The organism is Pseudomonas sp. LABIM340 (assembly GCF_040017195.2).
In the GTDB taxonomy this organism is placed as follows: Bacteria; Pseudomonadota; Gammaproteobacteria; order Pseudomonadales; family Pseudomonadaceae; genus Pseudomonas.
The window spans coordinates 4961518-4986412 of sequence record NZ_CM200227.1; the positions used below are offsets into that span (position 1 = coordinate 4961518).

The following is a 24895-nucleotide window of genomic DNA, read 5'->3' on the forward strand; positions in this document are numbered from 1 at the left end:
GAGAAAGTCATGTCCCAAGGCGCCTGGGTGCCCACCCACGAAGACCTGCGGCACTTCCGCGAGACTCAGCAACTGGCCTACCGCTGCTGCGAAACCATTGCCGGCGAACTGCGTCCGGGCATCAGCGAGCGCGAGACCGCCGCCCTGATGAAAACCTGGCTGCTCGATCACGGCGTGCGCGACTGGTTCCACCAGCCCTTCGCCTGGTTCGGCCCGCGTACTTCGTTCAAGGGCTTCGACGGCCTGCGCCACCTGGGCGGCTTCAACCTGGCCTTCTACCCCGGCAAGCAGCGCCTGGAGGAAGGCATGCCGTTCATTCTCGACTGCGCGCCGACCCTGGGCGCCTACACCGCCGACGTCGGCTACTCCGGCGCGCTGGGCCACAACCTGCTGGTGGAGCGCCTGATGGACGACCTGCTGGCGCACCGCAACCTGATCGTCGAAAAGGTGCGCCAGCGCCTGCCCCTGGCCGAAGTCAGCCAGTCGGTGGACCGCCTCTGCCAGCGGCAGGGCACCCTGCCGCGGCACAAGGCCTACCCCTTCGAAGTGCTGGCCCACCGCGTGGAAAAACTCGGCGCGCGGGACAGCGGCCCGTCGCTGGCGCGCTTCGGCGTACGCAACATCGCCACGCTGATGAAGAACGCCCTGATCACCGGCCGCCGCGAAGGCTGGTCGCCGCTGTGGTCGAGCAACGACCGCTCGCAACACGCGCCGACACCCGGCCTCTGGGCGGTCGAGCCGCATCTGGGCCTGCGCGGTGTCGGCGCCAAGTTCGAGGAGCTGCTGGTGGTCACCGAAGACGACGCCTACTGGCTGGACGACGACCTGCCCCACGTGCGCCGCTGGATCGCCCGCGGCCTGATCAGCGCCCCGGCGCGGCGGGAGGTGGCATGAACGCGATGCTGGAGAAAGCGCTGCCAACGCCGGAGCGCCTCGACGTGCAATCGGGTAACGTGCGCCTGGCTGTATGGCGCTGGGGTGAGCCGCACCTGCCGATGGTGCTGTTCGTCCATGGCTATCCGGACAACCATGAAGTCTGGCTGCCGCTGATCCGTCGGCTGTCCGGGCGTTACCAGTTGGTCGCCTACGATGTGCGTGGCGCGGGCGAATCGGACAAGCCGCGCAAGACCCGCGACTACCGCCTGGAGCTGCTCAGCCAGGACCTCAAGGCCGTGCTCGATGCGGTCAGCCCGCAGCGCGCGGTGCACCTGGTGGCACACGACTGGGGCTCGATCCAGACCTGGGAGAGCGTCACCGATCCGCAGCTGCGCGCCCGAATCGCCTCCTACACCAGCGTCTCCGGCCCCTGCCTGGACCACGTCGGCTTCTGGATGCGCGACCGCCTGCGCCGCAAGACGCCACGCGCGTTGCTACAGATGATCAGCCAGCTGCTGCACTCCTGGTACATCTACTATTTCCACCTGCCGCTGCTGCCGTCGCTGTCGTGGCGCTTCGGCGCGGCGAAGGCCTGGCCGCAGTACCTGCGCAAGGTCGAAGGCATCCGCAACCCGGCACGCAACCCGCACCAGGCCAGCGACGGCGAGCACGGCGTGAAGCTCTACCGGGCCAACTTCATCACCTCGATCTTCAAGCCGCGCAAGCGCCATACCGAGGTGCCGGTACAACTCATCGTGCCGACCCGCGACCGCTACGTCGGCCAGCAACTGTTCCAGCAACTCTCGCTGTGGGCGCCGCGCCTGTGGCGCCGTGACGTCACTGCCGGGCACTGGCAGCTGCTCGCCGAACCGACCCGCCTGGGCGGCTGGATCGACGAATTCGTCAGCCACATCGAGGGCGGCGAAGCCACACCGGAACTGCAGCGCGCCGCACTGAAACCCGGCGCCGGCCCGTTCGCCGGCAAGCTGGTGGTGGTCACCGGTGCCGGCGGCGGCATAGGCCGTTCGACCCTGCTGAGCTTCGCCGAACGCGGCGCCAGCGTGCTGGCCGCGGACATCGACCCAGCCGCCGCCGAGCGCAGCGCCGAACTCGCCCGCGCGGTGGGCGCCAGCGCCTACAGCTATTGCGTGGACGTGGGCGACAGCGCCGCCATGGAGCGCTTCTCGCAGTGGGTGAAGAGCAGCCTCGGCGTGCCCGACGTAGTGGTCAGCAATGCCGGTATCGGCATGGCCGGACCGATGCTCAAGACCACTCCCGAGGAATGGGAGCGCCTGCTGCGCATCAACCTGTGGAGCGTGATCGACGGCTGCCGGCTGTTCGGCAAGCAGATGGTCGACAGCGGCAAGCCGGGGCACCTGGTCAACGTCGCTTCCGGCGTGGCCTTCGCGCCGTCGCGCAACTACCCGGCCTACGCCACCAGCAAGGCGGCGGTGCTGATGCTCAGCGAGTGCCTGCGCGCCGAGCTGGCGGGCAATGGCATCGGCGTCAGCGCGGCGTGTCCGGGCTTCGTCGATACCGGCATCGTCCAGGCCACCCGCTTCGCCGGACTGGATGACGAACAACAGGCGAAACACCGCGCGAAGGTGCAGCGCTTCTACCGTCGGCGCCGGCTCAGCCCGGACACCGTCGGCGAACGCATTACCCGCGCGGTGGAGCGCAACCAGCCGGTGGTGAAGGTTGGCAGCGAAGTGCATCTGGGCGCCCTGCAATGGCGCTTCATGCCCTGGCTGTCGCGCCTGTTCGCCCGCCTCAACCTGACTGCCTGAGAATCCCCATGAACGACCCTCATCACAAGCTGGTGCAACGCAAGGTGCAGTTCGACTACAGCGACTCGCCCCTGCACTGGATTCCCGGCGAGGCCGAGGCTTCGCACGTGGTCAACGTCATCCACATGATGCTGCCGGCCGGCGAGCTGTGGTTCTGCCGGCTGTACAACAAGGCCCTGCCCTTCGTGAAGGAAGGCAACCTGCGCGACGACGTGCAGGGTTTCATCCGCCAGGAAGCGATGCATGCCCGCGCCCACAACGGCGCATTGGAGCGCTACCTGAGCCATCACGGTATCGACTCGACGCGCTACCTGAAGGTCATGGACTACCTGTTCGAGCAGTTGCTCAGCGATACGCCGCTGGGCCTTACGCTGTTCAATCGCACGGCCTGGCTCAAGCGCTGGTGGATCGGCCAGCGCTGCGCCATCGTCGCGGCGGTGGAGCACTTCACCTGCGTACTCGGCAAGTGGATCCTGGAGGCCGATGCGCTGGACCGCGCCAAGGCCGACCCGGTGCTGCTGGACCTGTTCCGCTGGCACGGCGCCGAAGAAGTGGAGCATCGCAATGTCGCCCACGACCTGCACGTGCACCTGGGCGGCACCTTCGTCAGCCGCCAGCTGTGGATGTTCGTGGTCTGGCCGCTGATCATCTACCTGTTCGCCTTCGGCACCCGCACCCTGTCGCGCCAGGACCCGAGCATCGCCCGGCCACGCTCCTTTGCGGCGATCTGGCGCGACGGCTCGAAGTCCGGCGTGCTGCCGAAGATCAGCTCGGTGGCCACCAGCTTCCTGCGCTACTTCAAGCCCTGGTACCACCCCGACCACGAGGCCAATACCCAGGAAGCGCTGGACTACCTGGCCCGTTCGCCGGCCGCCAGCCGGGCCGCGCGCGCCTCGTAAGGCCTGCCGGCGCGCCCGCGCAGTGGATGCGCGGCGCGCGCCGATCGCATACTGCGGCATCCGTTACTCGATTCAGGGATGCCGCCGTATGCCGATGGGAACCTATCCGCTTCACCCCGCCCTTTCCTCCCGCGTGGAGCGCCTGCCGGAGCAGGTGGACGTGGTCATCGCCGGCAGCGGCATCATGGGTTGCGCCACCGCCTGGCAGCTCGCCGGCCTTGGCCTGAGCGTGCTGGTGCTGGACAAGGCCGGCCTCGCCAGCCAGCAGTCCACCCGCGCCTGGGGCTTCGTCCGCCAGCAGGCGCGCGACCCGGCGGAAGTGCCGCTGATGATGGCCGCCATCCCGCTGTGGGAACGTCTTGAAGAGCAGCTGCAACTACCGCTGGAATGGCGCCAGGGTGGCTGTCTGTACCTGGCTGAAACGCCGGAGCAGCAGCACAAGTACGAGGACTGGCTGAAGGTCGCCGCCAACTTCGGACTCGATACCCGGCTGCTGGGCCGCGCGGAAGTCGCGCAGCTGATTCCGGCGCTGAGCGATCCCGCACTCGGCGCGCTCTACACCGCCAACGACGGCCAGGCCGAGCCGCGCCGCGTCGCTCCGGGTTATGCACTACGCGCCATCGAGCGTGGCGCCGTGTTCGTCGAAGGCTGCGGCGTCACCGGCATCGACCGCGCCGCCGGCGCCATCTGCGGCGTGCAGACCGAGCGCGGCTATGTGAAGACCCGGCAATTGCTGGTCTGCGCCGGCGCCAGCAGTTGGCGCCTGGTGCAGAGCCTCGGGCTGACATTGCCGCAACAGGCCGTGCGCTGCACCGTCTCGCGCACCAGCCCCGGCCCGGATGTCGGCGCGCAGAGCTTCATCGGCCACGGCATCGGCTTCCGCCAGCGGGCGGATGGCAGCTTCAACCTCGCCGACGAAACCCAGGCCGATATCGACCTGAACCTCGGCTATCTGCGCGGTGCCAGACATTACCTGCCGCACCTGCCGGAACACCGTGCGGGCTTCTCCTTCAAGCTCAATGGCGCGCTGTTCCACGACCTGCGCCAGCGCCTGCCCGGCTCGGAAAGAAGTGTGAACGGCCCGGTCCTCGGTGAGCGTGATCCACAGGTGAAGGCGAATACCTCGCGCGTCTTCCAGGCACAGACAAATCTCGCCAAGGCATTCCCGGCGCTGCGCGATGTGAAGGTGGTGGAAAGCTGGGCCGGCCTGATCGACGTGCTGCCCGACGGCATCCCTGTACTCGATGCCCCGCCGGAAGTACCTGGCCTGCTGATCGCCACCGGGTTCTGCGGCCACGGTTTCGCCATGGGGCCTATCGTCGGTCAGTTGATGAGCCAGTGGATTCACCAGGGCGAGTCCGGCATGGACCTGCATGCCTTCCGGCTGCGGCGCTTCACCGACGGGACGGCGGGCAAGCCCTATTCGCTGTTCTGAGGGGCTGCCTGCGGCGGATATTCGCGACCGGCTTTCCCTGTAGGAGCGCGCCATGCGCGCGATCGCGGGCATGGCCCGCTCCTACAGGGGAGTCAGGTGTTCAGGCGATAACGCAGGCCCGCGTTACTCGCCCTCTTCCACCACCGGCGAATCATCGCTCAGTGCGCGTTCCAGCCAATCCGTCGGCAGGTTCTTGCTGGCCCGCGCGCCCAGCAGCTTCACCTGCTCGGCGCGGCTGATCAGGTTGCCGCGCCCTTCGCAGAGTTTGTTGCGCGCCGCCGCATAAGTCTTGTCCAACTGCTGCAGGCGCGTGCCCATCTCGTCCAGGTCTTGCACGAAGAGCACGAACTTGTCGTACAGCGCGCCGGCACGCTCGGCGATCTCGCGGGCGTTCTGGTTCTGCCGTTCCTGGCGCCACAGACTGTCGATCACCCGCAGGGTCGCCAGCAGGGTGGTCGGGCTGACGATCACGATGTTGCGCTCGAAGGCCTCCTGGAACAGGTTCGGCTCGGCCTGCAGCGCCGCCGAGAAGGCCGCTTCGATCGGCATGAACAGCAGCACGAAGTCGAGGCTGTGCAGGCCTTCGAGACGGCGGTAATCCTTGTCGGACAGACCCTTCACATGGCTGCGCAACGAAAGCACGTGCGCCTTGAGTGCCTGCTGGCGGATCACCTCGTCGTCAGCTGCGATGAACTGCTGGTAGGCAGTCAGGCTGACCTTGGCATCCACCACCACCTGCTTGTCGCCGGGCAGACGGATCAGCACGTCCGGCTGGAAGCGCTCGCCGTCCGGCGCGCGCAGGCTGACCTGAGTTTCGTATTCGCGGCCCTTCTCCAGGCCGGCATGTTCCAGCACACGCTCAAGCACCAGTTCGCCCCAGTTGCCCTGGGTCTTCTGGCCCTTCAGCGCGCGGGTCAGGTTGGTGGCCTCCTCGCCCAGGCGCAGGTTCAGCTGCTGCAGGCGTTCCAGCTCCCTGGTCAGCGAGAAACGCTCACGGGCCTCGGCCTGGTAGCTCTCCTCCACGCGCTTCTCGAAGGACTGGATGCGCTCCTTCAGTGGGTCGAGCAGTTGCCCGAGGCGCTGCTGGCTGGACTCGGCAAAGCGCTGCTCGCGCTCGTCGAAGATCTTCCCGGCCAGCTCGGCGAACTGCGCACGCAGGTCATCCTTCGCCGCTTGCAGGTCGCCCAGGCGCTGCTGGTGATTCTCCTGCTGCTCTCGCAGCTCGGCCGAGAGCGCTGCATGTTCGGCGGAGAGCCGGCGCAGTTCGACTTCCTTGTCGGCGCGCTCGGCCTGCCAGTCCTGCTCGGCGTTACCCAGGCGCGCGCGCTCGTCCTTGCCCAGTTCGACCTCACGACGCAATGCCGCTGCCTCGGCGGAGAGCTCACCATGCCGGCCGCTCAAGCGCTGGAAGGCTTCGCGGTCCGCGTCGGCCTGGGCGGACAGCCCGTCCTGCGCCAGTTGCGCCGTGGCCAGGCGCTCGCGCAGCAGGGTTGCCTCCTGTTCCACCTCCACCCTGCGCGCCTGCAGGCGCCAGGCGAGCGCCGCCATGGGCAGCAATCCGGCGAGCGCACCGAACAACAGGGCGGAAAGATCGAGGGGCATGCAGGACTCCGGGGTGTGGCAATGGATCGCGCCAGTCTAACAGTCGCCCGCGCGATGAGCCCTCGTCCGCTGTAAGGGCCCTGGAACAAGGCTCCTGAGCAAGCGCTCGGGACAATCCACAGAAGCTGTGGATAACTCAGTGGAGAACTTGCTTAAAACAGCCCATACCCCCAGTGAACTGGGGCCGTGTGACAGATTGGTGATTTTTTCACCAATAGAAATTTCCTTTATTTTTCAATAAGTTAAAAAACGCAAGGAAATTCACCGGGTGGCCAAGTGCAATGTTTCGGGGACTTGACAGAGTGCGTCAGCATTGTGCACAAGTGCGCGCCGCGCAGCAGCCGACCGCCCCGTTTCAGGGCAGTGGATAGGAAGTGTTCTCAGGCAGACAGTGCATTCAACACAGGCGATGCGCGCCGGAAGCTCCGTCTTCCGACGCCGTTACCCGGAGAATTTCATGCGATCTGAACCTGCCGGCGCGGCAGTCGCTGCGGCCGGACGATGCGGGGTGGTTCGGGAAGCTGAATCGACTGACGCTCGGCGGCGCTGACCCGCGCATAAATGCGCTCGGCAGCACTGCGGCTGTTGCAGTCGTAGAAGAACTGGTTGAGGTACACGCGCCAGCGACGATCGTCGCTGGGATGGACGGCTATCCGTATATCCATGGTCTGGCGCTCCCTGCTTGGCCATCCCGAAACATACACCGCTCACCATGACGCGACAGTGGCAAAACGATGAACGGTCAGGCCGGATGCGGCAGCCTGCCATCCACCAGATACTGCTCGCGCCGGTAGAGTCGCGGGCTGTCGGGCACCTGGGCATGCTTGAAGGCGACGTACTCGGAAGTCGTCTCGCACAGCCACGGCATCAGGTTGCGCGGGCGCTTCTCCGTGAAGGCCGCAGGAACGAACAATGCCACGTTCACGCCACCTTGCGGGCAGCGTGCCGAACGGTACTCAAAGGCCTCCACACCCGCCTCGCGCATCGCGCTACCCAGCCCCTGGGTCACGCTGTAATCCTGCGGATCGAGCAGTGCTTCGTGTTCCCGGAAAGGCGGCAGGTGAAGGCGCACGCCCTTCTGCACCTGGAAACGCGCCTCGAACGAAGCATGCTCGGAAAGGATTCGCCCGCTGGGCGGCGGCGTCGCCATCCCCTCCCAGAGCACGAAGCGGTAAAAGGCCGACTCCGCCATGGCCGTTTCCAGCTTGAGCGCGCCGTAGAACAGGCTCGGCTCATGCCGCCGGCCGAAGCGCGAGCCCCAGCGCAGCGGCGGATAGCGGAACGGTGTCTTCAATAGATAGTGCAGCGGCTCGGCGGGTGGCGGCATGCACGGCTTGCTGGTCTCCAGCAACTCCTCGAGCAGCGCCTGCTCCTCCAGGGTGTCCACCAGCTGTAGCGTCGCCACCTGGCCCTGGCTTTCCACCAGACGCACCAGGCGTCCACGAATGGGGGCGATGACCGAATCCTCATACTTCGCCCAGAGACGGGCACCGGCTGAGAAGGACATTCAGACCTTGCCCCGGATGGCGTCCAGATACTCGACCACAGCGACCAGCCCCTGAATCTGCTCCATCAACTGCAACGGCACGCCGCCCAGGTGGCGATTCTCGGTGCGCAGGAAGTGGCGCATGTCTTCATGGTTGCCGCCGAACAGCGCGAACAACGCGCGGTAGATGCGCACCAGCAGCAGCGCCAGCTCGCCGGTCTTGCTGTCCACGCGCAGGCCGTTCTGCTTCCAGCGACTCACCGCGCTGCGGTCGACGCCGACGATGGAAGCCAGTTCCTGCTGGGTCATTGCCAGGTGTTCGCGGGCAGTCAGCACTGCCTTCGCCAGGACGGCGTCGGCGACCGGGTTTTCCTTCAGCAGAGCGCTCATGGCGGAACTCCATCCAGTGCATTTGCTGCAAAGATACCATCAAATGCTGAATGCGCACAAAGACGAAAGGACGCAGCCCACCTCCCGGCAGCTCATGCCCGGCTTTGTATCCACAAGCTGACAAACTGGAAAAACTCTTTACCAGACATTTACTTAGCCTTGTCATTCATTGACGCAGCATTGCGGTCAGATGAAGTACCCGGATCGTCCGGGACGATGAAAGTGGAAATACGCACCGCCCTAGCGGTTGCGCCAGGAGAACACCATGAAGAAGTCCGTCGCCCTGTTCTGTGCCGCCTTGATGCTTGGCAGCCCGCTGGCCAGTTTCGCCCAGCCCGGCCCTGGTCCGGACAATGGCCCGAACCGGCAGGACAACCGCGGGCCGCAACAACAGCAGTACCAGCAGCCGCAGCATCAGCCGCAACGCGCGCCACAGGGCGGCCACAACCAGCAGGCACGCCCCGGCCAGAACAACGCCCATGCCTATCGCAACCCGGACTTCCGTCCGCAGGCCGGCATGCCGGTACCCCATCGTGATTGGCGCCGCGGCGTGGTCGTGGAGCCGAACTATCGCGGCGACCGCTACTGGGTCACCGACTGGCACGCTCGCCACCTGTACGCCCCGCCGCGCGACCATCGCTGGCTGTACGTCAACGGCGACTACATCCTGGTCGCCATTGCCAGCGGCGTGATCGTCAACATCCTCAGCGGTTACTGATTCACTTCAGGCGCTGTCGCTGACCATCGAACCGCTGCCGCTGCCGCCTCCCCGGCGGATCGCCTCGGCCAGCGCCGCAGCAGTCTGCTGCATGGCGGCGCTGGTGCTGGCGATGCGGCTCTGCAGCGCCATCAGCGCGGCGGTCCGCTCGGCCTCCGAGGAGTAATGACGCCGCTGCGCCTCGGCCAGCTCGCGCTGCTCCTGCTGCAACTGCTTCTGCAATTCCTTCAGGCGCTTCTGCAATTGCTCGACCGTCGTGCTGGAGCTTCCGGAACTGCCGGAACTCTTGCTGCTCTTGCCGCTCGGTGCTGTACCGCCGGCCTGCAGACGCGGGCTGTCGGCATTGCTGCCGGCGCTTTCATTGGCAGTTCCAGCCGATGCACTGGCATCGCTCGCCACGCGAAGCTGGGTGGCAAAAGTCTGGATGGCGGGGGTGATGGAAAGGCTCATGCCGGATGTCCTTTGTTCCGGGAATTCAGCCGTTCTATCGGCCACGTCAGGAAAATCTTGAAAGCTCCTTCGCACGGCCTGGCAAAGACCCTAGGATAGGCGCCTTTATTTCCAGCCTGTCGCCATGGACAAGAAACGCGCCTACCAACTGATCCTCACCCGCCTCGCCGAAGACCTGGAGATCGCAGTGCGCGCCGCACAGACGGCCCACGAAACCGCGACCCACGAGGAGAACATCGCCGAGAACAAGTACGACACCCTCGGCCTGGAAGCGGCCTACCTCGCCGCCGGCCAGTCGCGCCGCGTGGAAGAGATCCGCCACGCCCTGGTACTGTTCGAGAACCTGCAACTGCGCGACTTCGACGAAGAACAGGGCATACAGACCTGTGCCCTGGTGCAACTGGTCAACGAGCACGACCAGCAGCGCTGGGTCTTCATCGGCCCGGACGGCGCCGGACTCAAGGTGCAACTCGAAGGCAGCGAAATCCTCGTCATCACTACCCGCGCCCCGCTGGGTAGCGCCCTGCTCCATCGCCACCCCGGCGACGAAGTGGAAGTGGGCACCGGCAGCGCCCGCCAGCGCTACGAAATCCTCGACGCCCGCTGACAGGTCATGCGCCCGGCTGCAGCAAGGCAGTCGAGCGCATCGATGAAAAATCTGAGCGGAACAGACAATACCCCGCACGCTGGCTGACGCAGACTAAGCTTCAAGGCCACACCCCCTCCCGGCCTCAAGGAGAAGCACCATGCTGTTCAACTGGTCCGAGTACGTCCCCGCCGTGAAAAAAGCCTTCGGCGCCCTGGGCAAGAAACACCCGAAGATGATCGCCGCCTACCAGGCCCTGGAAGCTGCCGCCGCTGACGGTGACGCCCTGGACGCCAAGACCCGCGAACTGATCGCCATCGCCGTGGCCATCACCACCCGCTGCGACGGCTGCATCGGCGTGCATGCCGAAGCCGCGCGCAAGGCCGGCGCCACCGAAGCCGAGATCGCCCAGACGCTGGCCACCGCCATTTCCCTCAATGCCGGCGCCGCTTATATCTACTCGCTGCGCGCACTCGAAGCCTACGAGTCCGCCGCCGCTCCGAAGTGAGCCCCCGCCCGCGACGCCCCGGCGCCGCGGGCCTGCCTCTTTCCCTTCAGAGCTCGAATGAGTTATCAGTGGGGCCTAGCCAACCGAAGCCTCAACCCATGTCGCAGCCCACTCTCGGATTCTGGAAACTCACCCTCGCCATAGCCACCGGCATCTGGCTCGGCTGCCTGGCCGTCGTCGCGACCGCGTGGCTGATCTGGCCTGACCTGCTGCCCACCGTTGTGACCCGCCTCACGCAACCACCCGCAGCAACTCCCGCCAATCCCCCACCAACGCGCGGCAATGAAGAAATGTTCCAGCAGTACCTGCAACGCCAGCAGGCCACACAGGAACAGCAGAATCGACAAATTGAGAAATCGGAGCAGGAAAAGCGCTTCAACAGCGCGCCGTGCCAGTTCTGGCGACAGCAGTACCAGGCGAATCCCACGCAGGGGAATCGAGAGAAGATGGATAGGTATTGCGGGTGATGCTTGATGAAAAGAGGCCCGGCGTTACCGCCGGGCCAGCGTATTACTGATTTTGCAGAGCGAGAATCAGGGAGTTGACGGCGATGCTCTTGAAGATCGGCGACGACTCCGCAGCGATGGCGTCGAAGAGGAAATCCACCACAAATGGCTCACCGGTGACTGCCAGCGCCTGATAAGCGCCCGTTCGCGTGGCGTCGACGTCGCTGGTCGCGAACTCTTGCAGACGCGCCACAGCCAACTGGCCGCCGATCCGCCCCAGCGCCGGCATCACGGCATCGACTCGCGCCGGTACATAGGACTGCTCCAGCAGATAATTCAGCGCCAAGTCGCCACCTACAGCAGCCAATCCCGCGAAGGCTTGCGGATAGTAACCATCCTGAGCCAGTTGAATCAGTTTTTCAGTTACGGTCGTCATTACGAATTCACCTGAGAAGAAACGAAGAGGTTATTGAGCAGCTGATGCTGCAGTCGTTTCGCTCAAAGGCGATGGGTGGAGGCTCGAGGCCTTCAGATGGTTTAGCGCGCCGCAACGGGAACACTTCACTTGTATTTGGGTGTATTCCCCCACACGCGCAAGCAATCTGCTGCAGTTGCCACAGCGAAAGTCATTCAGCATCTCTGCCCCCGGCTCCTGAACCATGATCCGATTCTCCGGCAGCTCCGAAGGCACATCAATGCAACGATCTGGATGTGCGGTCAATACGCGGAAATAAGGGGGCAATGCACGGGCATCGCAACGCCGGACAACAGAACTCGAAGCAGGACCGGCTTATGGGGAAGTTAGGGTGGCGATGAAAGAATGGCGCCGCAGGTCAGACCCGAGCAAACAAGAATTGTGGCTGCGGCTAGCCGATCGCTAACCCAGAAAAGACAAAACCCCTGAAACGCTAGGCATTTCAGGGGTTCTGGCCATATGTAATGGCGGAGAGATAGGGATTTGAACCCTAGGAACTGTTGCCAGTTCAACGGATTTCGAATCCGTCCCGTTCGGCCACTCCGGCATCTCTCCGTGCGGCGCGCATGATACCAGCTTGAAGCCCGAAGGCGAAGCCCTTATTCAGGATTTTTTCGCGTGGTATCAGACGCTTGCGTGCACTGGTCGGATCAGAGCGGTACGCCTAGGCGGTGGGCCACTTCTTCGTAAGCTTCGATCACGTCGCCCAGACCCTGGCGGAAGCGGTCCTTGTCCATCTTCTTGCGGGTCTCTTTGTCCCACAGGCGGCAGCCGTCCGGGCTGAATTCGTCGCCGAGGACGATCTTGCCGTGGAACAGGCCGAACTCGAGCTTGAAGTCCACCAGCAGCAGGCCGGCGTCGTCGAATAGCTTGTTCAGCACTTCGTTGACCTTGAAGGAATAGGCCTTCATTTCGGCCAGTTGCTCCAGGGTCGCCCAGCCGAAGGCCTGGACGTGGGACTCGTTGATGAACGGGTCACCCAGGGCGTCGTTCTTCAGGAACAGTTCGAAGGTCGGCGGAGTGAGCTGCAGGCCCTCTTCCACGCCCAGGCGGCGCACCAGGCTGCCGGCGGCGTAGTTACGCACGACGCACTCGACCGGGATCATGGCGAGCTTCTTGACCAGCACTTCGTTGTCCGACAGCAGGGCGTCGAACTGGGTCGGGATGCCGGCAGCTTCGAGCTTCTGCATGATGAAGGCGTTGAACTTGTTGTTCACCATGCCCTTGCGATCGAGTTGCTCGATGCGCTTGCCGTCGAACGCCGAGGTGTCGTTGCGGAACAGCAGGACGAGGCGGTCGGCGTCATCGGTGGTGTAAACCGACTTGGCCTTGCCGCGATAGAGTTCTTCGCGTTTTTCCATGATGGGCTCCGCTTGCTTAGGGGGTGGGCTCAGGCGATGGTGCGCCAGTCGAGTCCAGAATGCTGATCGGCTACCTGCAGCCAGTCCGGGTCGCACCCAAGGGTGTCGACGAAGCTTTGCCGGGCCAGCTGCGGCGAGTTGTTCTTTTCGCTGAGATGCGCCAGCACCAGGTGCTGCAAGCTTTCCCAGCCCAGCTGGGCCACGAGTTCAGCGGCCTGCCGGTTGTTCAAATGTCCCCACTGGCCGCCTACACGGACCTTGAGTGGGTAGGGATACGGACCGCGGGCCAGCATGTCGGTATCGTGATTCGCCTCGATGATCAACGCATCGAGGCCACGATAGCATTCCAGCACCTGCGCCGTGGCAGCCCCCAGATCGGTGAGCTGGCCAAAGCGCTTCCGGCCATCGGAAAACACGTACTGCAGGGGCTCTCGCGCATCGTGGGAGACGCTCACCGCAGTGACTTCCAGGTCTTTCAGTACCAGGCGGTCGCCGCATTTGAGCAGCCCCGCCGGTGTCACCGGCTTGCGCATTCCCTGCAGGGTGCCGGCGCTGAGGTACACGGGTATTCGATGGTGCCGGGCCAGCAGTTCGACGCCGTTGATGTGATCGGAGTGCTCGTGCGTGACCAGTACCGCGTCCAGCTGCCCGGGCTCTACGCCCAGGCGCGCCAGACGGCGGATGGTTTCACGCAGCGGGAAGCCGCAATCGATCAGTATCCGGGTGTCAGAACTGCTCACCAAGGCCGAATTGCCCCGGCTTCCGCTCCCCAGGACCGCGAAGTGCATTCCGCATACTCTCCTGGAGTTTTTCCAACACGCCCTGCGCCACGTCAGCCGGTGCGGAGGTGTTGATGTCTTTGTCGACGGTGATCTGGACGGTGTTGCTCACGCTGGTCAGGCGAACCTGGTAGCGCTGGGCCTTGGCGTCCTCTTCTTCCTTGGTCTTCTCGCCACCGCCGAACAGGCGGCTGAAGAAGCCAGGCTTGTCTTCGTCCTTCTTCTTCGCGCCTTCGGCGATGTTGACGTAGTACACGCCCAGGCTGCGGTTGAGGTCGTCGACACGGATGTCGGCACGATCCAGCGCCCGGCCGACGCTGACCCAGGCACGGTCGAAATCGGAGTCGACGGTCAGCACCGGGTTGCCGCTGCCGTCCTTGTTCAGCTGGACGGCGCCGGGGGTGTCGTAGTCCGAGTGCGCGGCGAGCAGGGAGACGGAGCCGCCCTTCTCGGCGCTGGTGGCCATGCTGGCGATCATTTCGTCGAGCAGGGCAGCGTCCAGGCTCGGCACGGCCGGCTTGGTCGGCCAATCGCCAGTGGCGGTGCTGCCGGCCGGGCGGGTTTCGCTCAGCACGTAGACTTCACTGGTGTTGGTCTGCACGCCCGGCTCGATGCGTACGCGAACGCGCGCTTCGCTGTCAGGCTCGACGCCCGACACACGGCTGCTCAGGCGACGCGCCAGGGGCGCGGAGAGCTGCGACAGCGGCTGCCAGTTGGTGCTGAATTCGCCAGTCTGCGGACGCTCGTTGGCGATGGAGAAGCCGTTGTCCTGGAAGAACTGGTGAGCGACCGGCCAGACTTCGGCCGGTGGGCGCTGGGCAACCAGCCAGCGCGAGTCGCCGCTCTTCTGCAGGCTGAAGTCGCTGACTTCGCCGGCGCCGGACAGCGGCTGCGGACGCGGCACTTCGAACTCGCCTTCCTTCTCGGTGCTGGTGGCGACGTTCATCGGGATCGGCAGCAGCGGGTCGAGCTGCTTGCTCTGCATGCCTTCGGGCACCTTCATCGGTGCGGTTTCGCGGGCGTTGAGGTAATCGTCACCACGGTCGCGGAAGTAGCCTTCCGGGCCCCACAGCCAGCCGCAGCCGGAGGTGTTGCCGATAACCAGGGCGAGCGCAGTCAGTCCTGCCAGTCGCTTCATGCGAGGGAGCTCCTTAAGCCAGGACGCCGGTCTGGCGCATGGCCTGACGCAGCGGTTCGTGGCAGCGCGGGCTGAGCCAGGTCAGAGGCAGGCGAATGCCCTCTGGAATCAGCCCCATTTCGTGCAGGGCGAACTTGACCGGGATGGGGTTGGATTCGATGAACAGCGACTTGTGCAGCGGCATCAGGCGATCGTTGATGGCGCGGGCAGCGGCGGCATCGCCACGCATGGCGGCGGCGCAGAGGTCGCTCATGGCGCGCGGAGCGACGTTGGCGGTCACCGAGATGTTGCCCTTGCCGCCCATCAGCATCAGCTCGACGGCGGTGGCGTCGTCACCGGAGTAGACGAGGAAGTCCTTGCCGACGCGGTCCAATACTTCCTTGCCGCGCTGCAGGTCGCCGGTGGCTTCCTTGATGCCGACGATGTTCGGCACCTTGGACAAGCGCTCGACGGTCTCGGGCAGCATGTCGCAGGCGGTACGGCCCGGCACGTTGTAGAGGATCTGCGGGATGGCCACGGCTTCGGCGATGTGGCGGAAGTGCTGGTACAGGCCTTCCTGGGTCGGCTTGTTGTAGTACGGGGTCACCAGCAGGCAGGCGTCGGCACCGCCGGACTTGGCAGCCTCGGTCAGCTCGACGGCTTCGCGGGTGGAGTTGGCGCCGGTGCCGGCGATGACCGGGATACGGCCGTTGACCTGGTCGACGACGCGACGGATGACGTCCAGGTGTTCGTTCACGTCCAGAGTGGCCGATTCACCCGTGGTGCCGACCGCTACGATGGCATTGGTGCCTTCCTGCAGGTGGAAGTCCACCAGCTTGGCGAGGCTGTCCCAATCCAGTCGACCCTGAGCATCGAAGGGGGTGACCAGCGCCACCATACTGCCCGCAATCATGCAACCGCTCCTGCCGGAAAAAGAAAGCCGTAATGGTACTGTCGCCACCGGCCACGCACAAGGTGACGCAGCGACCCGCGAGCGGTCAGACATTCCCCTCATCGGCGCTTTTCGCTACCCTTTCTCCTTTGTCGATGCGGCCCGCTTGGCCGCCACTCCCAGGAAAGCTGCATGTCCGCCTCTCACCCTCGTGAACAATTCCTTCTGATCAGTGCTCTGGGCCCGAACCCGATGGAGTTGACCAGCGTGCTGTGCCGCACCTGCGTCGACAACCGCTGCTCGGTGGTCAGCAGCCGCCTGACCCGTCACGGCGAGTTCAGCGCGCTGATCCTGCAGATCTCCGGCAGCTGGGATGCACTGGCCCGCCTGGAAGGCGGTCTGCCGCCCCTGGCCAAGCGCCACGGTTTCACCCTCAGCGTCACCCGCAGCAATGTCCACGTCACCCGCGCCCAGGCCCTGCCCTACGTGGCCTATGTCAGCGCCGTCTATCGACCGGACATCCTCAACGAGCTGTGCCAGTTCTTCGTCGATCACAACATCGAGCTGGAAAACCTCACCTGCGACACCTACCAGGCGCCGCACACCAACACCAGCATGCTCAACGCCACCATTACCGTGACGCTGCCGGCCGGCACCCAGATCAGCTGGCTGCGCGATCAGTTCCTCGACTTCGCCGATGCGCTGAACCTGGACGCGCTGATCGAACCCTGGCGTCCGCAGCATCCGTAAGGATGCTCCCAAGGAGAAAATTCCCATGGCAGTCGAACTGAACAAACCCGTCGCCGATTTCCAGGCCCCGGCCACCAGCGGCGTCGAATTCCGCCCGTCCGAACTCAAGGGCAAGCAGATCGTCCTGTACTTCTACCCCAAGGACAGCACCCCCGGCTGCACCACCGAAGGCCAGGGCTTCCGCGACAAGATCGAGGACTTCGCCAAGGCCAACACCCTGGTGTTCGGCGTCTCCCGCGATGGCATCAAGTCCCACGAGAACTTCAAGGCCAAGCAGTGTTTCCCCTTCGAGCTGATCAGCGACAAGGACGAGGCCGTCTGCCAGCTGTTCGACGTGATCAAGCTGAAGAAGCTCTACGGCAAGGAATACATGGGCGTAGACCGCAGCACCTTCCTGATCGACGCCACGGGCGTCCTGCGCCAGGAATGGCGCGGCGTGAAAGTGCCCGGGCATGTGGACGCCGTGCTCGCCGCCGCTCAAGCGCTGAACCAGTAAGCCGTAGGGCTTGCTCCATGAAAAAGGCCGCTGATCAGCGGCCTTTTTCGTTTACATCATCGGGCTGACTTGCGGCTCCAATGGTGGCTGTCGCGGCCAGGCATCCAGCACGGCCTTCACCAGCGTCGCCAGCGGGATAGCGAAGAACACGCCCCAGAAGCCCCACAAGCCGCCGAACAGCAGCACCGCACAGATAATCGCCACCGGGTGCAGGTTCACCGCTTCGGAGAACAGCAGCGGCACCAGCACGTTACCGTCCAGCGCCTGGATGATCGCGTGGGCGGCCATCAGGTAGATGAACTGGTCGCTCCAGCCCCACTGGAACAGCGCGATCATTGCCACTGGCACGGTAACCACCACCGCGCCGATGTAAGGCACCACCACCGACAATCCGACAAGCAGCGCGAGCAGCGCCGCGTAGTTGAGCCCCAGCACCGCGAAGGCGATGTAGGTGGTCACGCCGGTGATGAAGATCTCGATGACCTTGCCACGGATGTAGTTGGCAATCTGCTGGTTCATCTCGTTCCACACCTGCTTCATCAGCCCGCGCTCGCGTGGCAGGTAGCGACGGAACCAGTGGTAGAAACGGCGGCGGTCCTTGAGGAAGAAGAACACCAGGATCGGCACCAGCACCAGGTAGATCATGATGTTGACTACCACCGGCAGGCCCGACAGGGAGAAGGTCAGCGCCCACTGGCCGAGCTGGCCCAGCTCGCTGCGCGCCGCCTCGACGGTGTGCAGCACCTGCTCCTCGGTGACCATGTCCGGGTAGCGCTCGGGCAGCATCAGCAGCGTCGCCTGCCACTCGCCGAGCATGCCGGGCAGCTCGTTGAACAGGGTGAACAACTGCTTCCACAGCAGCGGTACCAGCACCAGCAGGAACACCGCCAGCAGCCCGAGAAACAGCGAGTACACCAGCCACACCGCGAACAGGTGTGGCACGCGCAGGCGCTCCAGCACGCCGACCATGCCCTGGATCAGGAAGGCAATGACCATCGCCGCCAGCACCGGCGCGAGCATCCCGCCAAAGGCCAGGATGACGGTGAATCCCAGTCCGAGAATGACCGCCAGCACTATCGCCTCCTCGTCGGAGAAATAGCGCTGCATCCAGTCCTGCAAAACCTTGAGCATCAATGAAACCTGCGAAACGAATGGGGTAACGTCGCGGCTACCCGCGATCGGGGGCTACTTCTTGCGCAGCCAGTAGCGATAGACGCCGGCTTCGACCTCTTCATGCAGCAGCGAGTGCCCGGCAAGATCGGCGAAAACGCGGAAGTCGCGCTGCGAGCCAGCATCGGTGGCGATCACCTTGAGCACCGCTCCGCTGGGAAGGCGGTTCAGCTCGAGCTTGGCCTTGAGCAACGGCAACGGACAATTGAGACCGCTGGCGTCCAGCTCCGCGTCACAGGCGGGGACGGACGGCGTGGAATCGGACATCGAAACGAACTCCGGTCAGGGCGCCCAAGAATACCGAAAGCGTTGGAAAAGTAACCAGGCCCGGCCAAGACGCCGATCATTAATCAAGCCGTCAGCCTCGCGGGTTAAAACGGCAGCGAAGCGGAAATACCCGTTTCGAATTGCGCCGCACTTCCGCCCTGCAAACTAGGCATAGGCGTTAGCGTGCGGCTAAAGTAGAGCCTTTCTCGGAACGAGCCTCGTGTACATGAAAGTACTCCGCCCCGCCCTGCTGTCGCTCGCTATCGCCTTCGCCATGCCGGCCCTGGCGGACGACCTGCCTTCCCTGGGGGACGCCAGCTCGTCCATCGTCTCCCCGGAGCAGGAATTCCAGCTCGGCCGCGCCTGGCTGAGCATGCTGCGCAACCAGGTCGACACGCTCAACGATCCGCAACTCAAGGACTATGTCGAGTCCAGCGTCTACCGCCTGGCGGAGTCCAGCGAACTGCAGGACCACCGCCTGGCCTTCATCCTGATCCGCGACAAGCAGATCAACGCCTTCGCAGCCCCCGGCGGCGTGGTCGGCGTCAACGGCGGTCTGTTCATCTACGCCCAGACTGAAGGCGAATACATCGCGGTACTGGCACACGAACTCGGCCACCTGAGCCAACGTCACTTCGCCCGCGGCATCGAAGCCCAGCAACGCATGCAGATTCCGGTGATGGCCGCCATGTTGGCCGGCATCATCGCCGCAGCCGCCGGCGCCGGCGACGCCGGCATTGCTGCCATCGCCGGCACCCAGGCCGCGGCCATCCAGAACCAGCTGCGCTTCTCCCGGCAGAACGAGCAGGAAGCCGACCGCGTCGGCGTCGCCACCATGGTCCGCGCCGGCTACGACCCGCGCTCCATGCCCAACATGTTCGAGCGTCTGGCTCGCCAGTACCGCTATGAAGGCAAGCCGCCGGAATTTCTGCTGACTCACCCGGTCACCGAATCGCGTATCGCCGACACCCGTAACCGCGCCGAGCAGTACCCCAAGGGCGGCAAGGAAGACTCGCTGCGCTACGAGCTGATGCGCGCCCGCGTCCAGCAGATGTTCGAAGACACCCCGGGCATGGCCAGCAAGCAGTTCCGCGCGCAACTCGACGAAGACCCGAAGAACGACGCCGCGCGCTACGGCCTTGCGCTGTCGCAGACCAAGATCGGCCAGTTGAACGAAGCCCGCAGCAACCTCCAGCAACTGCTGGCGAAGGCGCCAAACGACATCAGCTACAACCTGGCCATGTCCGATCTCGACATCACCGCCAACAAGCTGCCCGACGCCCAGGCGCGGGTGCAGAAGATGCTCGGCCAGTACCCGGACAGCTACCCGCTGATCCAGGCCAATGCCGATCTGATGATGAAGACCAACCGCGCGGCGGACGCCGAGAAGACGCTGTTCAAACTGTCCCAGCGCCGCCCGTTGGACCCGGACGTGTGGAACCGCCTGGCAGACGCCTGCACCCTGAGCGGCAACGCCATTGGCGTGTACCAGGCCCGTGCGGAGTACTACGCGCTCACCGGCGACTACAAGCAGGCGATCGAGCAGCTGGACTTCGCCAAGCGTCGCGCCGGCGGCAACTTCACCCTGGCCGCACGCCTGGATGCCCGCCAGCAGGAGTTCCGCGACCAGGAACGCATCCTCAAGGAAATGATGGGCCGCTGAGTCTTTCTCCCGCCCAGAAAAAAGCCCGGCATCTGCCGGGCTTTTTCATTCACGCTACCTGATCAGGCATTGCCCGCCAGCTTCAGCTTCGCCGCCTGGGTGAAGTCGAGCATGCGCTTGAGCGGCTTGATCGCCTTGGGAATCAGCGCCGGGTCGACGAAGATTTCGCCCGAGCCTTCCTTCAGGCACGCCAGGGTGCGCTCCAGGGTGTTCATGGCCATCCACGGGCAGTGCGCACAGCTACGGCAGGCCGCGCCGTTGCCGGCAGTGGGCGCCTCGATGAACTCCTTGTCCGGGCACAGCTGCTGCATCTTGTAGAAGATGCCGCGGTCGGTGGCGACGATGAAGCGCTTGTTCGGCAGCGTCTGCGCGGCCTTGATCAGCTGGCTGGTGGAGCCGACGGCATCGGCCAGGTCCACCACCGCTTCCGGCGACTCCGGGTGCACCAGGATCGCGGCGTCCGGGTAGATCGCCTTGAGGTCTTCCAGTTGCTTGGCCTTGAACTCCTCGTGAACGATGCAGGCACCGTCCCAGAGCAGCATGTCGGCGCCGGTCTCGCGCTGGATATAGCGACCCAGGTGCTGGTCCGGCGCCCAGAGGATCGGCTCGCCGTTGTCCATCAGGTGCTCGACGATCTCCACGGCGCAACTGGAGGTCACTACCCAGTCTGCGCGCGCCTTCACGGCTGCCGAGGTGTTCGCGTAGACCACCACGGTGCGCTCGGGATGCTGGTCGCAGAAAGCGGAGAACTCTTCCACCGGGCAGCCCAGGTCCAGCGAGCAGGTTGCCTCCAGGGTCGGCATCAGCACGCGCTTTTCCGGGTTGAGGATCTTCGCGGTCTCGCCCATGAAGCGAACACCGGCGACCACCACGGTCTGCGCCGAATGCTGGTTACCAAAACGGGCCATTTCCAGCGAGTCGGAAACGCAGCCGCCAGTCTCTTCGGCCAGCGCCTGGATCACCGGGTCGCAGTAGTAGTGTGCGACGAGCACGGCGTTCTGTGCCTTCAGCTCGGCGGCGATAGCCGCACGGTAGTCGGCCTCTTCCTGCACGCTCAGCACCCGCGGCTGCTTCGCCGCCAGATGGGCCTGGACCAGCAGGCGTTCGGAAATCTGGGACATCGTGTGAAAACCTCAACAGGCACGGTCTGATTATGCCGGCGATTTTATCACCACCGTCCTACGACGCGATGCACCATGGATGGCCATACGGCGGACTTTTTCCGGCACATGGCAAAAGCCCCGTGACCTTTCGATCACGGGGCTTTTGTCTTACATGTTGGTGGGTCGTGTGGGATTCGAACCTACGACCAATTGGTTAAAAGCCAACTGCTCTACCGACTGAGCTAACGACCCAACGTGGGGCGTATAATACTGATTTCTAACGCAAAAACAACACCCTTCAAAAACTTTTTTCAGAAATATCGCGTCGGGTCGGAAATTCCCGCGGCGAAAAAGCCCTCGGAACGCAGTCGGCAGCTGTCGCATTTACCGCACGCACGCCCGTCATCATCGGCCTGATAGCAGGAAACGGTCAGGCTGTAATCCACGCCCTGGGCGATACCCGCCTCGATGATCTGCGCCTTGGAAAGGAACTGCAGCGGCGCCTGAATGCGGAAGCCTTCGCCTTCCACGCCCGCCTTGGTCGCCAGGTTGGCCATGCGCTCGAAGGCCTCGACGAACTCCGGGCGGCAATCCGGATAGCCGGAGTAATCCACCGCGTTCACACCGATGAAGATGTCCCGTGCACCCAGCACCTCCGCCCACCCCAGGGCGAGCGAAAGGAACACAGTATTGCGCGCCGGCACGTAGGTCACCGGGATGCCTTCGCTGGGAGCCTCGGGCACATCGATGCTGCTGTCGGTCAGGGCAGAGCCGCCGATGCCGTTCAGGTTCAGGCCGATCACCTTGTGCTCGATCACACCCTGCTGGCGAGCGACCCGCTCGGCAGCCTGCAGCTCGGCACGGTGACGCTGGCCATAGTCGAAGCTCATGGTGTAGCAGGCGTAGCCTTGGGCCTTGGCAATGGCGACTACGGTCGCGGAGTCCAGGCCGCCGGAGAGCAGGATCACGGCTTTCTTGTCGTTCAGGGATGGCTTGATGGACATGAGAAGGTCTCCTCCGCGCTCAATGGCCCGGCTCGTCGTTCCAGAGAATCTTGTGCAGCTGCAGCTGCAGGCGTACCGGCAGGTTGTCGCTGACGATCCAGTCGGCCAGCGCACGCGCACTGACTTCGCGGTGGCTGGGCGAGAACAGCACCTCGCCGGCGCGTTGCTCCAGGCGGTACTCGATCAGCTTGGATACCGCCCAGTCATAGTCCTCGCGGGAACAGATGACGAACTTCACCTGATCGTTGGAAGTCAGCTCACCAATGTTCTCGTAGCGATTACGCGCCACTTCTCCGGAGCCGGGAGTCTTCAGGTCGAGGATGCGGCTGACACGGCGGTCGGTGGCGGAGATGTCCAGCGCGCCACTGGTTTCCAGCGAGACGTCGTAGCCGGCATCGCACAGGCGCTCGAGCAGCGGGATGCAATTGGGCTGGGCCAAGGGCTCGCCGCCAGTCACGCAGACGTAGCGCGGGCGGTACTGGGCAACCTGGTCAAGGATAGCGTCGAGAGACTGGATTTCACCGCCGCTGAAGGCATAGGCGGTATCGCAGTAATTGCAGCGCAGGGGACAGCCGGTCAGGCGAACGAACACAGTCGGCAATCCGGCGGTGCGCGTCTCCCCCTGCAACGAGTAGAAAATCTCGGTAATGCGCAGGGTCTGTTGCATATCAGCCACGGGCGTGACGGCTACACAGACCATCCGCCTCCGTTGCGTTGGAGTCGTGGGCGCGCTCGCGGCGCTCCCGGAGAGCCTCGGAGCGAAGCAGACATCAGCCGAGCTGAAACCACCCCTATCCCCCGAGGGCGGCAGCGATTCTAACAGAAGTCTGCCCCGCCGAGCCGACAGATGAATACGCAAGAAACAGGAGACCAGGCGTGGGCGCTTTCAGTTATGGGTATCGGACTCGATACTCTCCCACTTCCACGCGCCGCTACGCTGGTAGCGTCAGTGAGCCGATCAAACAGACGGCCACTCACAAGGGAGACAGATATGCAGCTCGCGCATTATCACGTTTACAAGGACGCCAAGAGCGAATGGCGCTGGCGCTTCGTTGCCAAGAACTCGAAGATCATCGCGGTGAGTTCCGAGAGCTACCACCACCTTACGGATTGCGAGCACTCCATCGAACTGGTCCGGCAGGGCGCCACCTCGCCGGTCAGGGGAGACGAGCACTTCACGCAGCTGCGCAAGCAGCGACAACTCAATCCATAAAGCCAAAGCCCAACAAAAAGCCCGCGATAATCGCGGGCTTTTCAGTATTTCAGCGCCAGAGCTTACTTGAGGTTCTTCAGGTCGCGCTGGGACAGCTGGGCGGCAGATGTGCCCGGATACTGGGCCACGACCTGCTGCAGGATGCCCCGAGCCTTGTCGGTATTGCCCAGACGACGCTCGACGTCGGCGAGCTTGTACAGCGAGTCCGGCACCTTGGCGCTGCTCGGGTAGGCCTGGCTGACGCGAGCGAAGGCCTGGCCGGCGCCCTGCAGATCACCCTTGGCGAGGTTCACTTCACCCAGCCAGTACTGCGCATTGCCAGCGTACTGGCTGCTCGGGTACTTGCGCAGGAAGGCGCCGAAGGCCTGGCTGGCCTTGTCGAAGTCCTTGGCCTTGATCAGGTCGAAGGCGGCGTCGTAGTACAGCTTCTCTTTTGCCGGGTCACCCGGCTCGCTGCTGGCAGCGGGCTGCTGTTGCTGGGCGGCGGCGACGCCTGCTCCGGCGGCAGCTCCGGCACTGGCGCCGGCAGCGGGGGAATTGGGCTGAACAGCAGCACCGGCCGCTCCTGCACCTGCACCGCTGGAAAGGCGGCTGTCGATGTCCTGGAAGCGTTCCTGGTTTTCCTGCTTCATTTGCTGGATCTGGTTCTGCTGCTCTTCGAGCATCCCGCGCAGACGGGACATCTCGTCCTGCATCTGCTGCAGCTGCATGAACAGCTGAGCCTGACCGGAGACGGGAGTAGTCATCCCGCCTCCGGCGTAGGCGCCATCAGCGCCTGCGGTGCCATAACCCGAGGGCGGAGTGCTGGCATAGCCACCATTGCCGTCCTGTACCGGAACCGCGGCTGCCGCCATGAGGGGCAGTCCGCATACGATCAAGGTCAGAAAACGCAGGCGCATCGGCATCTCTTACTTCTTCAGCTCAACGCGACGGTTCTGAGCCCAGGACTGCTCGTCGTGGCCAGTGGCAACCGGACGCTCTTTGCCGTAGGAAACCAGTTCCAGCTGAGCCGGGGAAACGCCCTGCAGTACCAGGTAGCGCTGAACGGCCTTGGCACGACGCTCGCCCAGAGCCATGTTGTACTCGCGGGTGCCGCGCTCGTCAGTGTGACCTTCCAGGACTACGCGCTGGCCGGAACCTTTCAGGTCCTTGGCGTGTACGTCCAGGGCACGCATGGCTTCCGGCTTCAGGTCGGAGCTGTCGTACTCGAAGTAGAAGGTGGTGATAGCGCGCAGAGCGGCTTCGTCGCTCAGGGAGCCGTCAACGGCACCGCTGTTGGCGCCGTAGCCAGCGTTCGGATCAACGCCGCCATTGGCGCCTTCACCAGTAGCATCGCCTTTCTTGGACGAGCAGCCTACGGCAACAGCCATGGCGAGGGCGATAACGGCAAATTTGCCGAATTTCAGCATTTCCATCATGTAA

Annotated in this window: 30 protein-coding genes and 2 tRNA genes; 12 read left to right on the top strand and 20 right to left on the bottom strand. The window is 64.3% G+C overall.

All coding sequences use genetic code 11. The features are described from left to right. Positions 1-9: 9 nt before the first annotated feature. The 4 genes from ABKS89_RS22715 (at position 10) to ABKS89_RS22730 (ending at position 4997) form a co-directional block, all read left to right on the top strand. A complete protein-coding gene (locus ABKS89_RS22715) occupies positions 10-894 on the top strand; it encodes a M24 family metallopeptidase (protein ID WP_348587167.1) in 885 nt (294 codons plus the stop codon). Next, positions 891-2663 carry an SDR family oxidoreductase gene (locus ABKS89_RS22720; RefSeq protein ID WP_348587168.1) on the top strand — a complete coding sequence of 591 codons (1773 nt, stop codon included), beginning with the start codon at positions 891-893 and terminating at the stop codon, positions 2661-2663. Before ABKS89_RS22715 ends, ABKS89_RS22720 begins: the two co-directional genes overlap by 4 nt. 8 nt (positions 2664-2671) lie before the next feature. Continuing rightward, positions 2672-3562, top strand: coding sequence for a metal-dependent hydrolase (locus ABKS89_RS22725; RefSeq protein ID WP_138215262.1), 891 nt, complete (start codon positions 2672-2674; stop codon positions 3560-3562). A gap of 88 nt (positions 3563-3650) precedes the next feature. Then, positions 3651-4997: an NAD(P)/FAD-dependent oxidoreductase gene (locus tag ABKS89_RS22730; RefSeq protein WP_138215263.1), complete on the top strand. Its 1347-nt coding sequence runs from the start codon at positions 3651-3653 to the stop codon at positions 4995-4997. Between the two features lie 123 nt (positions 4998-5120). On the opposite strand, the gene ABKS89_RS22735 is transcribed toward ABKS89_RS22730, so the two are convergent. The 4 genes from ABKS89_RS22735 to ABKS89_RS22750 form a co-directional block, all read right to left on the bottom strand. Next, the gene (locus ABKS89_RS22735) at positions 5121-6485 is read right to left on the bottom strand and encodes a DNA recombination protein RmuC (RefSeq protein ID WP_171039433.1); all 1365 of its coding nucleotides are present in this window, start codon (positions 6483-6485) and stop codon (positions 5121-5123) included. 569 nt (positions 6486-7054) lie between these two features. Next, positions 7055-7264, bottom strand: coding sequence for a hypothetical protein (locus ABKS89_RS22740; protein ID WP_139791670.1), 210 nt, complete (start codon positions 7262-7264; stop codon positions 7055-7057). 77 nt (positions 7265-7341) lie between these two features. Then, on the bottom strand, positions 7342-8106 hold the full coding sequence (locus ABKS89_RS22745) for an RES family NAD+ phosphorylase (RefSeq protein WP_138215266.1): 765 nt from the start codon (positions 8104-8106) through the stop codon (positions 7342-7344). Continuing rightward, positions 8107-8475, bottom strand: coding sequence for an MbcA/ParS/Xre antitoxin family protein (locus ABKS89_RS22750; RefSeq protein WP_138215267.1), 369 nt, complete (start codon positions 8473-8475; stop codon positions 8107-8109). A 265-nt stretch (positions 8476-8740) separates the two neighbouring features. Here ABKS89_RS22750 and ABKS89_RS22755 point away from each other — a divergent pair, with 265 nt between their 5' ends. Beyond that, positions 8741-9193 carry an RcnB family protein gene (locus ABKS89_RS22755; protein WP_138215268.1) on the top strand — a complete coding sequence of 151 codons (453 nt, stop codon included), beginning with the start codon at positions 8741-8743 and terminating at the stop codon, positions 9191-9193. Positions 9194-9199: 6 nt separating this feature from the next. Here the strand turns inward: ABKS89_RS22755 and ABKS89_RS22760 are convergent, their stop codons facing one another. Beyond that, a complete protein-coding gene (locus ABKS89_RS22760) occupies positions 9200-9643 on the bottom strand; it encodes a hypothetical protein (protein ID WP_348587169.1) in 444 nt (147 codons plus the stop codon). A 124-nt stretch (positions 9644-9767) separates the two neighbouring features. Here ABKS89_RS22760 and ABKS89_RS22765 point away from each other — a divergent pair, with 124 nt between their 5' ends. From ABKS89_RS22765 to ABKS89_RS22775, 3 genes are all read left to right on the top strand, one after another. After that, positions 9768-10250: a GreA/GreB family elongation factor gene (locus ABKS89_RS22765; RefSeq protein WP_348587170.1), complete on the top strand. Its 483-nt coding sequence runs from the start codon at positions 9768-9770 to the stop codon at positions 10248-10250. Between the two features lie 139 nt (positions 10251-10389). Beyond that, a complete protein-coding gene (locus tag ABKS89_RS22770; RefSeq protein WP_017522075.1) occupies positions 10390-10737 on the top strand; it encodes a carboxymuconolactone decarboxylase family protein in 348 nt (115 codons plus the stop codon). A gap of 98 nt (positions 10738-10835) precedes the next feature. Beyond that, positions 10836-11204 (top strand): hypothetical protein, encoded by a 369-nt coding sequence (locus ABKS89_RS22775; protein WP_348587172.1) that lies wholly within the window; start codon positions 10836-10838, stop codon positions 11202-11204. A gap of 43 nt (positions 11205-11247) precedes the next feature. Here the strand turns inward: ABKS89_RS22775 and ABKS89_RS22780 are convergent, their stop codons facing one another. The 7 genes from ABKS89_RS22780 to dapA form a co-directional block, all read right to left on the bottom strand. Further along, positions 11248-11619: a HEAT repeat domain-containing protein gene (locus ABKS89_RS22780; RefSeq protein WP_348587173.1), complete on the bottom strand. Its 372-nt coding sequence runs from the start codon at positions 11617-11619 to the stop codon at positions 11248-11250. A 30-nt stretch (positions 11620-11649) separates the two neighbouring features. After that, positions 11650-11820 (bottom strand): Com family DNA-binding transcriptional regulator, encoded by a 171-nt coding sequence (locus ABKS89_RS22785; protein ID WP_348587616.1) that lies wholly within the window; start codon positions 11818-11820, stop codon positions 11650-11652. Between the two features lie 303 nt (positions 11821-12123). Beyond that, positions 12124-12213, bottom strand: a tRNA-Ser gene (locus ABKS89_RS22790). 95 nt (positions 12214-12308) lie between these two features. Then, positions 12309-13019 carry a phosphoribosylaminoimidazolesuccinocarboxamide synthase gene (gene purC, locus ABKS89_RS22795; protein WP_045210340.1) on the bottom strand — a complete coding sequence of 237 codons (711 nt, stop codon included), beginning with the start codon at positions 13017-13019 and terminating at the stop codon, positions 12309-12311. Between the two features lie 29 nt (positions 13020-13048). Beyond that, positions 13049-13807 (bottom strand): MBL fold metallo-hydrolase, encoded by a 759-nt coding sequence (locus ABKS89_RS22800; RefSeq protein ID WP_081520173.1) that lies wholly within the window; start codon positions 13805-13807, stop codon positions 13049-13051. Continuing rightward, positions 13746-14936, bottom strand: coding sequence for an NlpB/DapX family lipoprotein (bamC, locus tag ABKS89_RS22805; protein ID WP_081520172.1), 1191 nt, complete (start codon positions 14934-14936; stop codon positions 13746-13748). Before bamC ends, ABKS89_RS22800 begins: the two co-directional genes overlap by 62 nt. A gap of 13 nt (positions 14937-14949) precedes the next feature. Further along, positions 14950-15828 carry a 4-hydroxy-tetrahydrodipicolinate synthase gene (dapA, locus tag ABKS89_RS22810; RefSeq protein ID WP_045210343.1) on the bottom strand — a complete coding sequence of 293 codons (879 nt, stop codon included), beginning with the start codon at positions 15826-15828 and terminating at the stop codon, positions 14950-14952. 171 nt (positions 15829-15999) lie between these two features. On the opposite strand from dapA, the gene ABKS89_RS22815 reads away from it, so the two are divergent. Further along, positions 16000-16557 carry a glycine cleavage system transcriptional repressor gene (locus ABKS89_RS22815; RefSeq protein WP_138215279.1) on the top strand — a complete coding sequence of 186 codons (558 nt, stop codon included), beginning with the start codon at positions 16000-16002 and terminating at the stop codon, positions 16555-16557. 25 nt (positions 16558-16582) lie between these two features. After that, positions 16583-17053: a peroxiredoxin gene (locus ABKS89_RS22820; RefSeq protein WP_348587174.1), complete on the top strand. Its 471-nt coding sequence runs from the start codon at positions 16583-16585 to the stop codon at positions 17051-17053. A gap of 51 nt (positions 17054-17104) precedes the next feature. Here ABKS89_RS22820 and ABKS89_RS22825 read toward each other — a convergent pair whose 3' ends face one another. Together ABKS89_RS22825 and ABKS89_RS22830 are read right to left on the bottom strand one after the other, a co-directional pair. Further along, positions 17105-18184, bottom strand: a complete 1080-nt coding sequence (locus tag ABKS89_RS22825) for an AI-2E family transporter (RefSeq protein WP_138215281.1) — start codon at positions 18182-18184, stop codon at positions 17105-17107. Positions 18185-18238: 54 nt separating this feature from the next. Then, positions 18239-18490, bottom strand: a complete 252-nt coding sequence (locus ABKS89_RS22830; protein ID WP_017522093.1) for a sulfurtransferase TusA family protein — start codon at positions 18488-18490, stop codon at positions 18239-18241. 226 nt (positions 18491-18716) lie between these two features. Here ABKS89_RS22830 and ABKS89_RS22835 point away from each other — a divergent pair, with 226 nt between their 5' ends. Further along, positions 18717-20153 carry a M48 family metalloprotease gene (locus tag ABKS89_RS22835; RefSeq protein ID WP_138215282.1) on the top strand — a complete coding sequence of 479 codons (1437 nt, stop codon included), beginning with the start codon at positions 18717-18719 and terminating at the stop codon, positions 20151-20153. Between the two features lie 62 nt (positions 20154-20215). On the opposite strand, the gene nadA is transcribed toward ABKS89_RS22835, so the two are convergent. The 4 genes from nadA to queE form a co-directional block, all read right to left on the bottom strand. Then, positions 20216-21274: a quinolinate synthase NadA gene (gene nadA, locus ABKS89_RS22840; protein WP_138215283.1), complete on the bottom strand. Its 1059-nt coding sequence runs from the start codon at positions 21272-21274 to the stop codon at positions 20216-20218. A gap of 158 nt (positions 21275-21432) precedes the next feature. Next, a tRNA-Lys gene (locus ABKS89_RS22845) sits at positions 21433-21508 on the bottom strand. A 59-nt stretch (positions 21509-21567) separates the two neighbouring features. Beyond that, on the bottom strand, positions 21568-22242 hold the full coding sequence (queC, locus tag ABKS89_RS22850) for a 7-cyano-7-deazaguanine synthase QueC (RefSeq protein WP_348587618.1): 675 nt from the start codon (positions 22240-22242) through the stop codon (positions 21568-21570). Positions 22243-22279: 37 nt separating this feature from the next. Beyond that, the gene (gene queE / locus ABKS89_RS22855; protein WP_348587176.1) at positions 22280-22927 is read right to left on the bottom strand and encodes a 7-carboxy-7-deazaguanine synthase QueE; all 648 of its coding nucleotides are present in this window, start codon (positions 22925-22927) and stop codon (positions 22280-22282) included. A gap of 324 nt (positions 22928-23251) precedes the next feature. Here queE and ABKS89_RS22860 point away from each other — a divergent pair, with 324 nt between their 5' ends. Continuing rightward, complete coding sequence (locus tag ABKS89_RS22860; RefSeq protein ID WP_348587178.1) at positions 23252-23473, top strand: YegP family protein; 222 nt, start codon at positions 23252-23254, stop codon at positions 23471-23473. Between the two features lie 62 nt (positions 23474-23535). Here ABKS89_RS22860 and ybgF read toward each other — a convergent pair whose 3' ends face one another. Next, positions 23536-24378, bottom strand: coding sequence for a tol-pal system protein YbgF (gene ybgF, locus ABKS89_RS22865; RefSeq protein ID WP_138215286.1), 843 nt, complete (start codon positions 24376-24378; stop codon positions 23536-23538). A gap of 3 nt (positions 24379-24381) precedes the next feature. Further along, on the bottom strand, positions 24382-24888 hold the full coding sequence (gene pal, locus ABKS89_RS22870; protein WP_017522099.1) for a peptidoglycan-associated lipoprotein Pal: 507 nt from the start codon (positions 24886-24888) through the stop codon (positions 24382-24384). Positions 24889-24895: the final 7 nt, after the last annotated feature.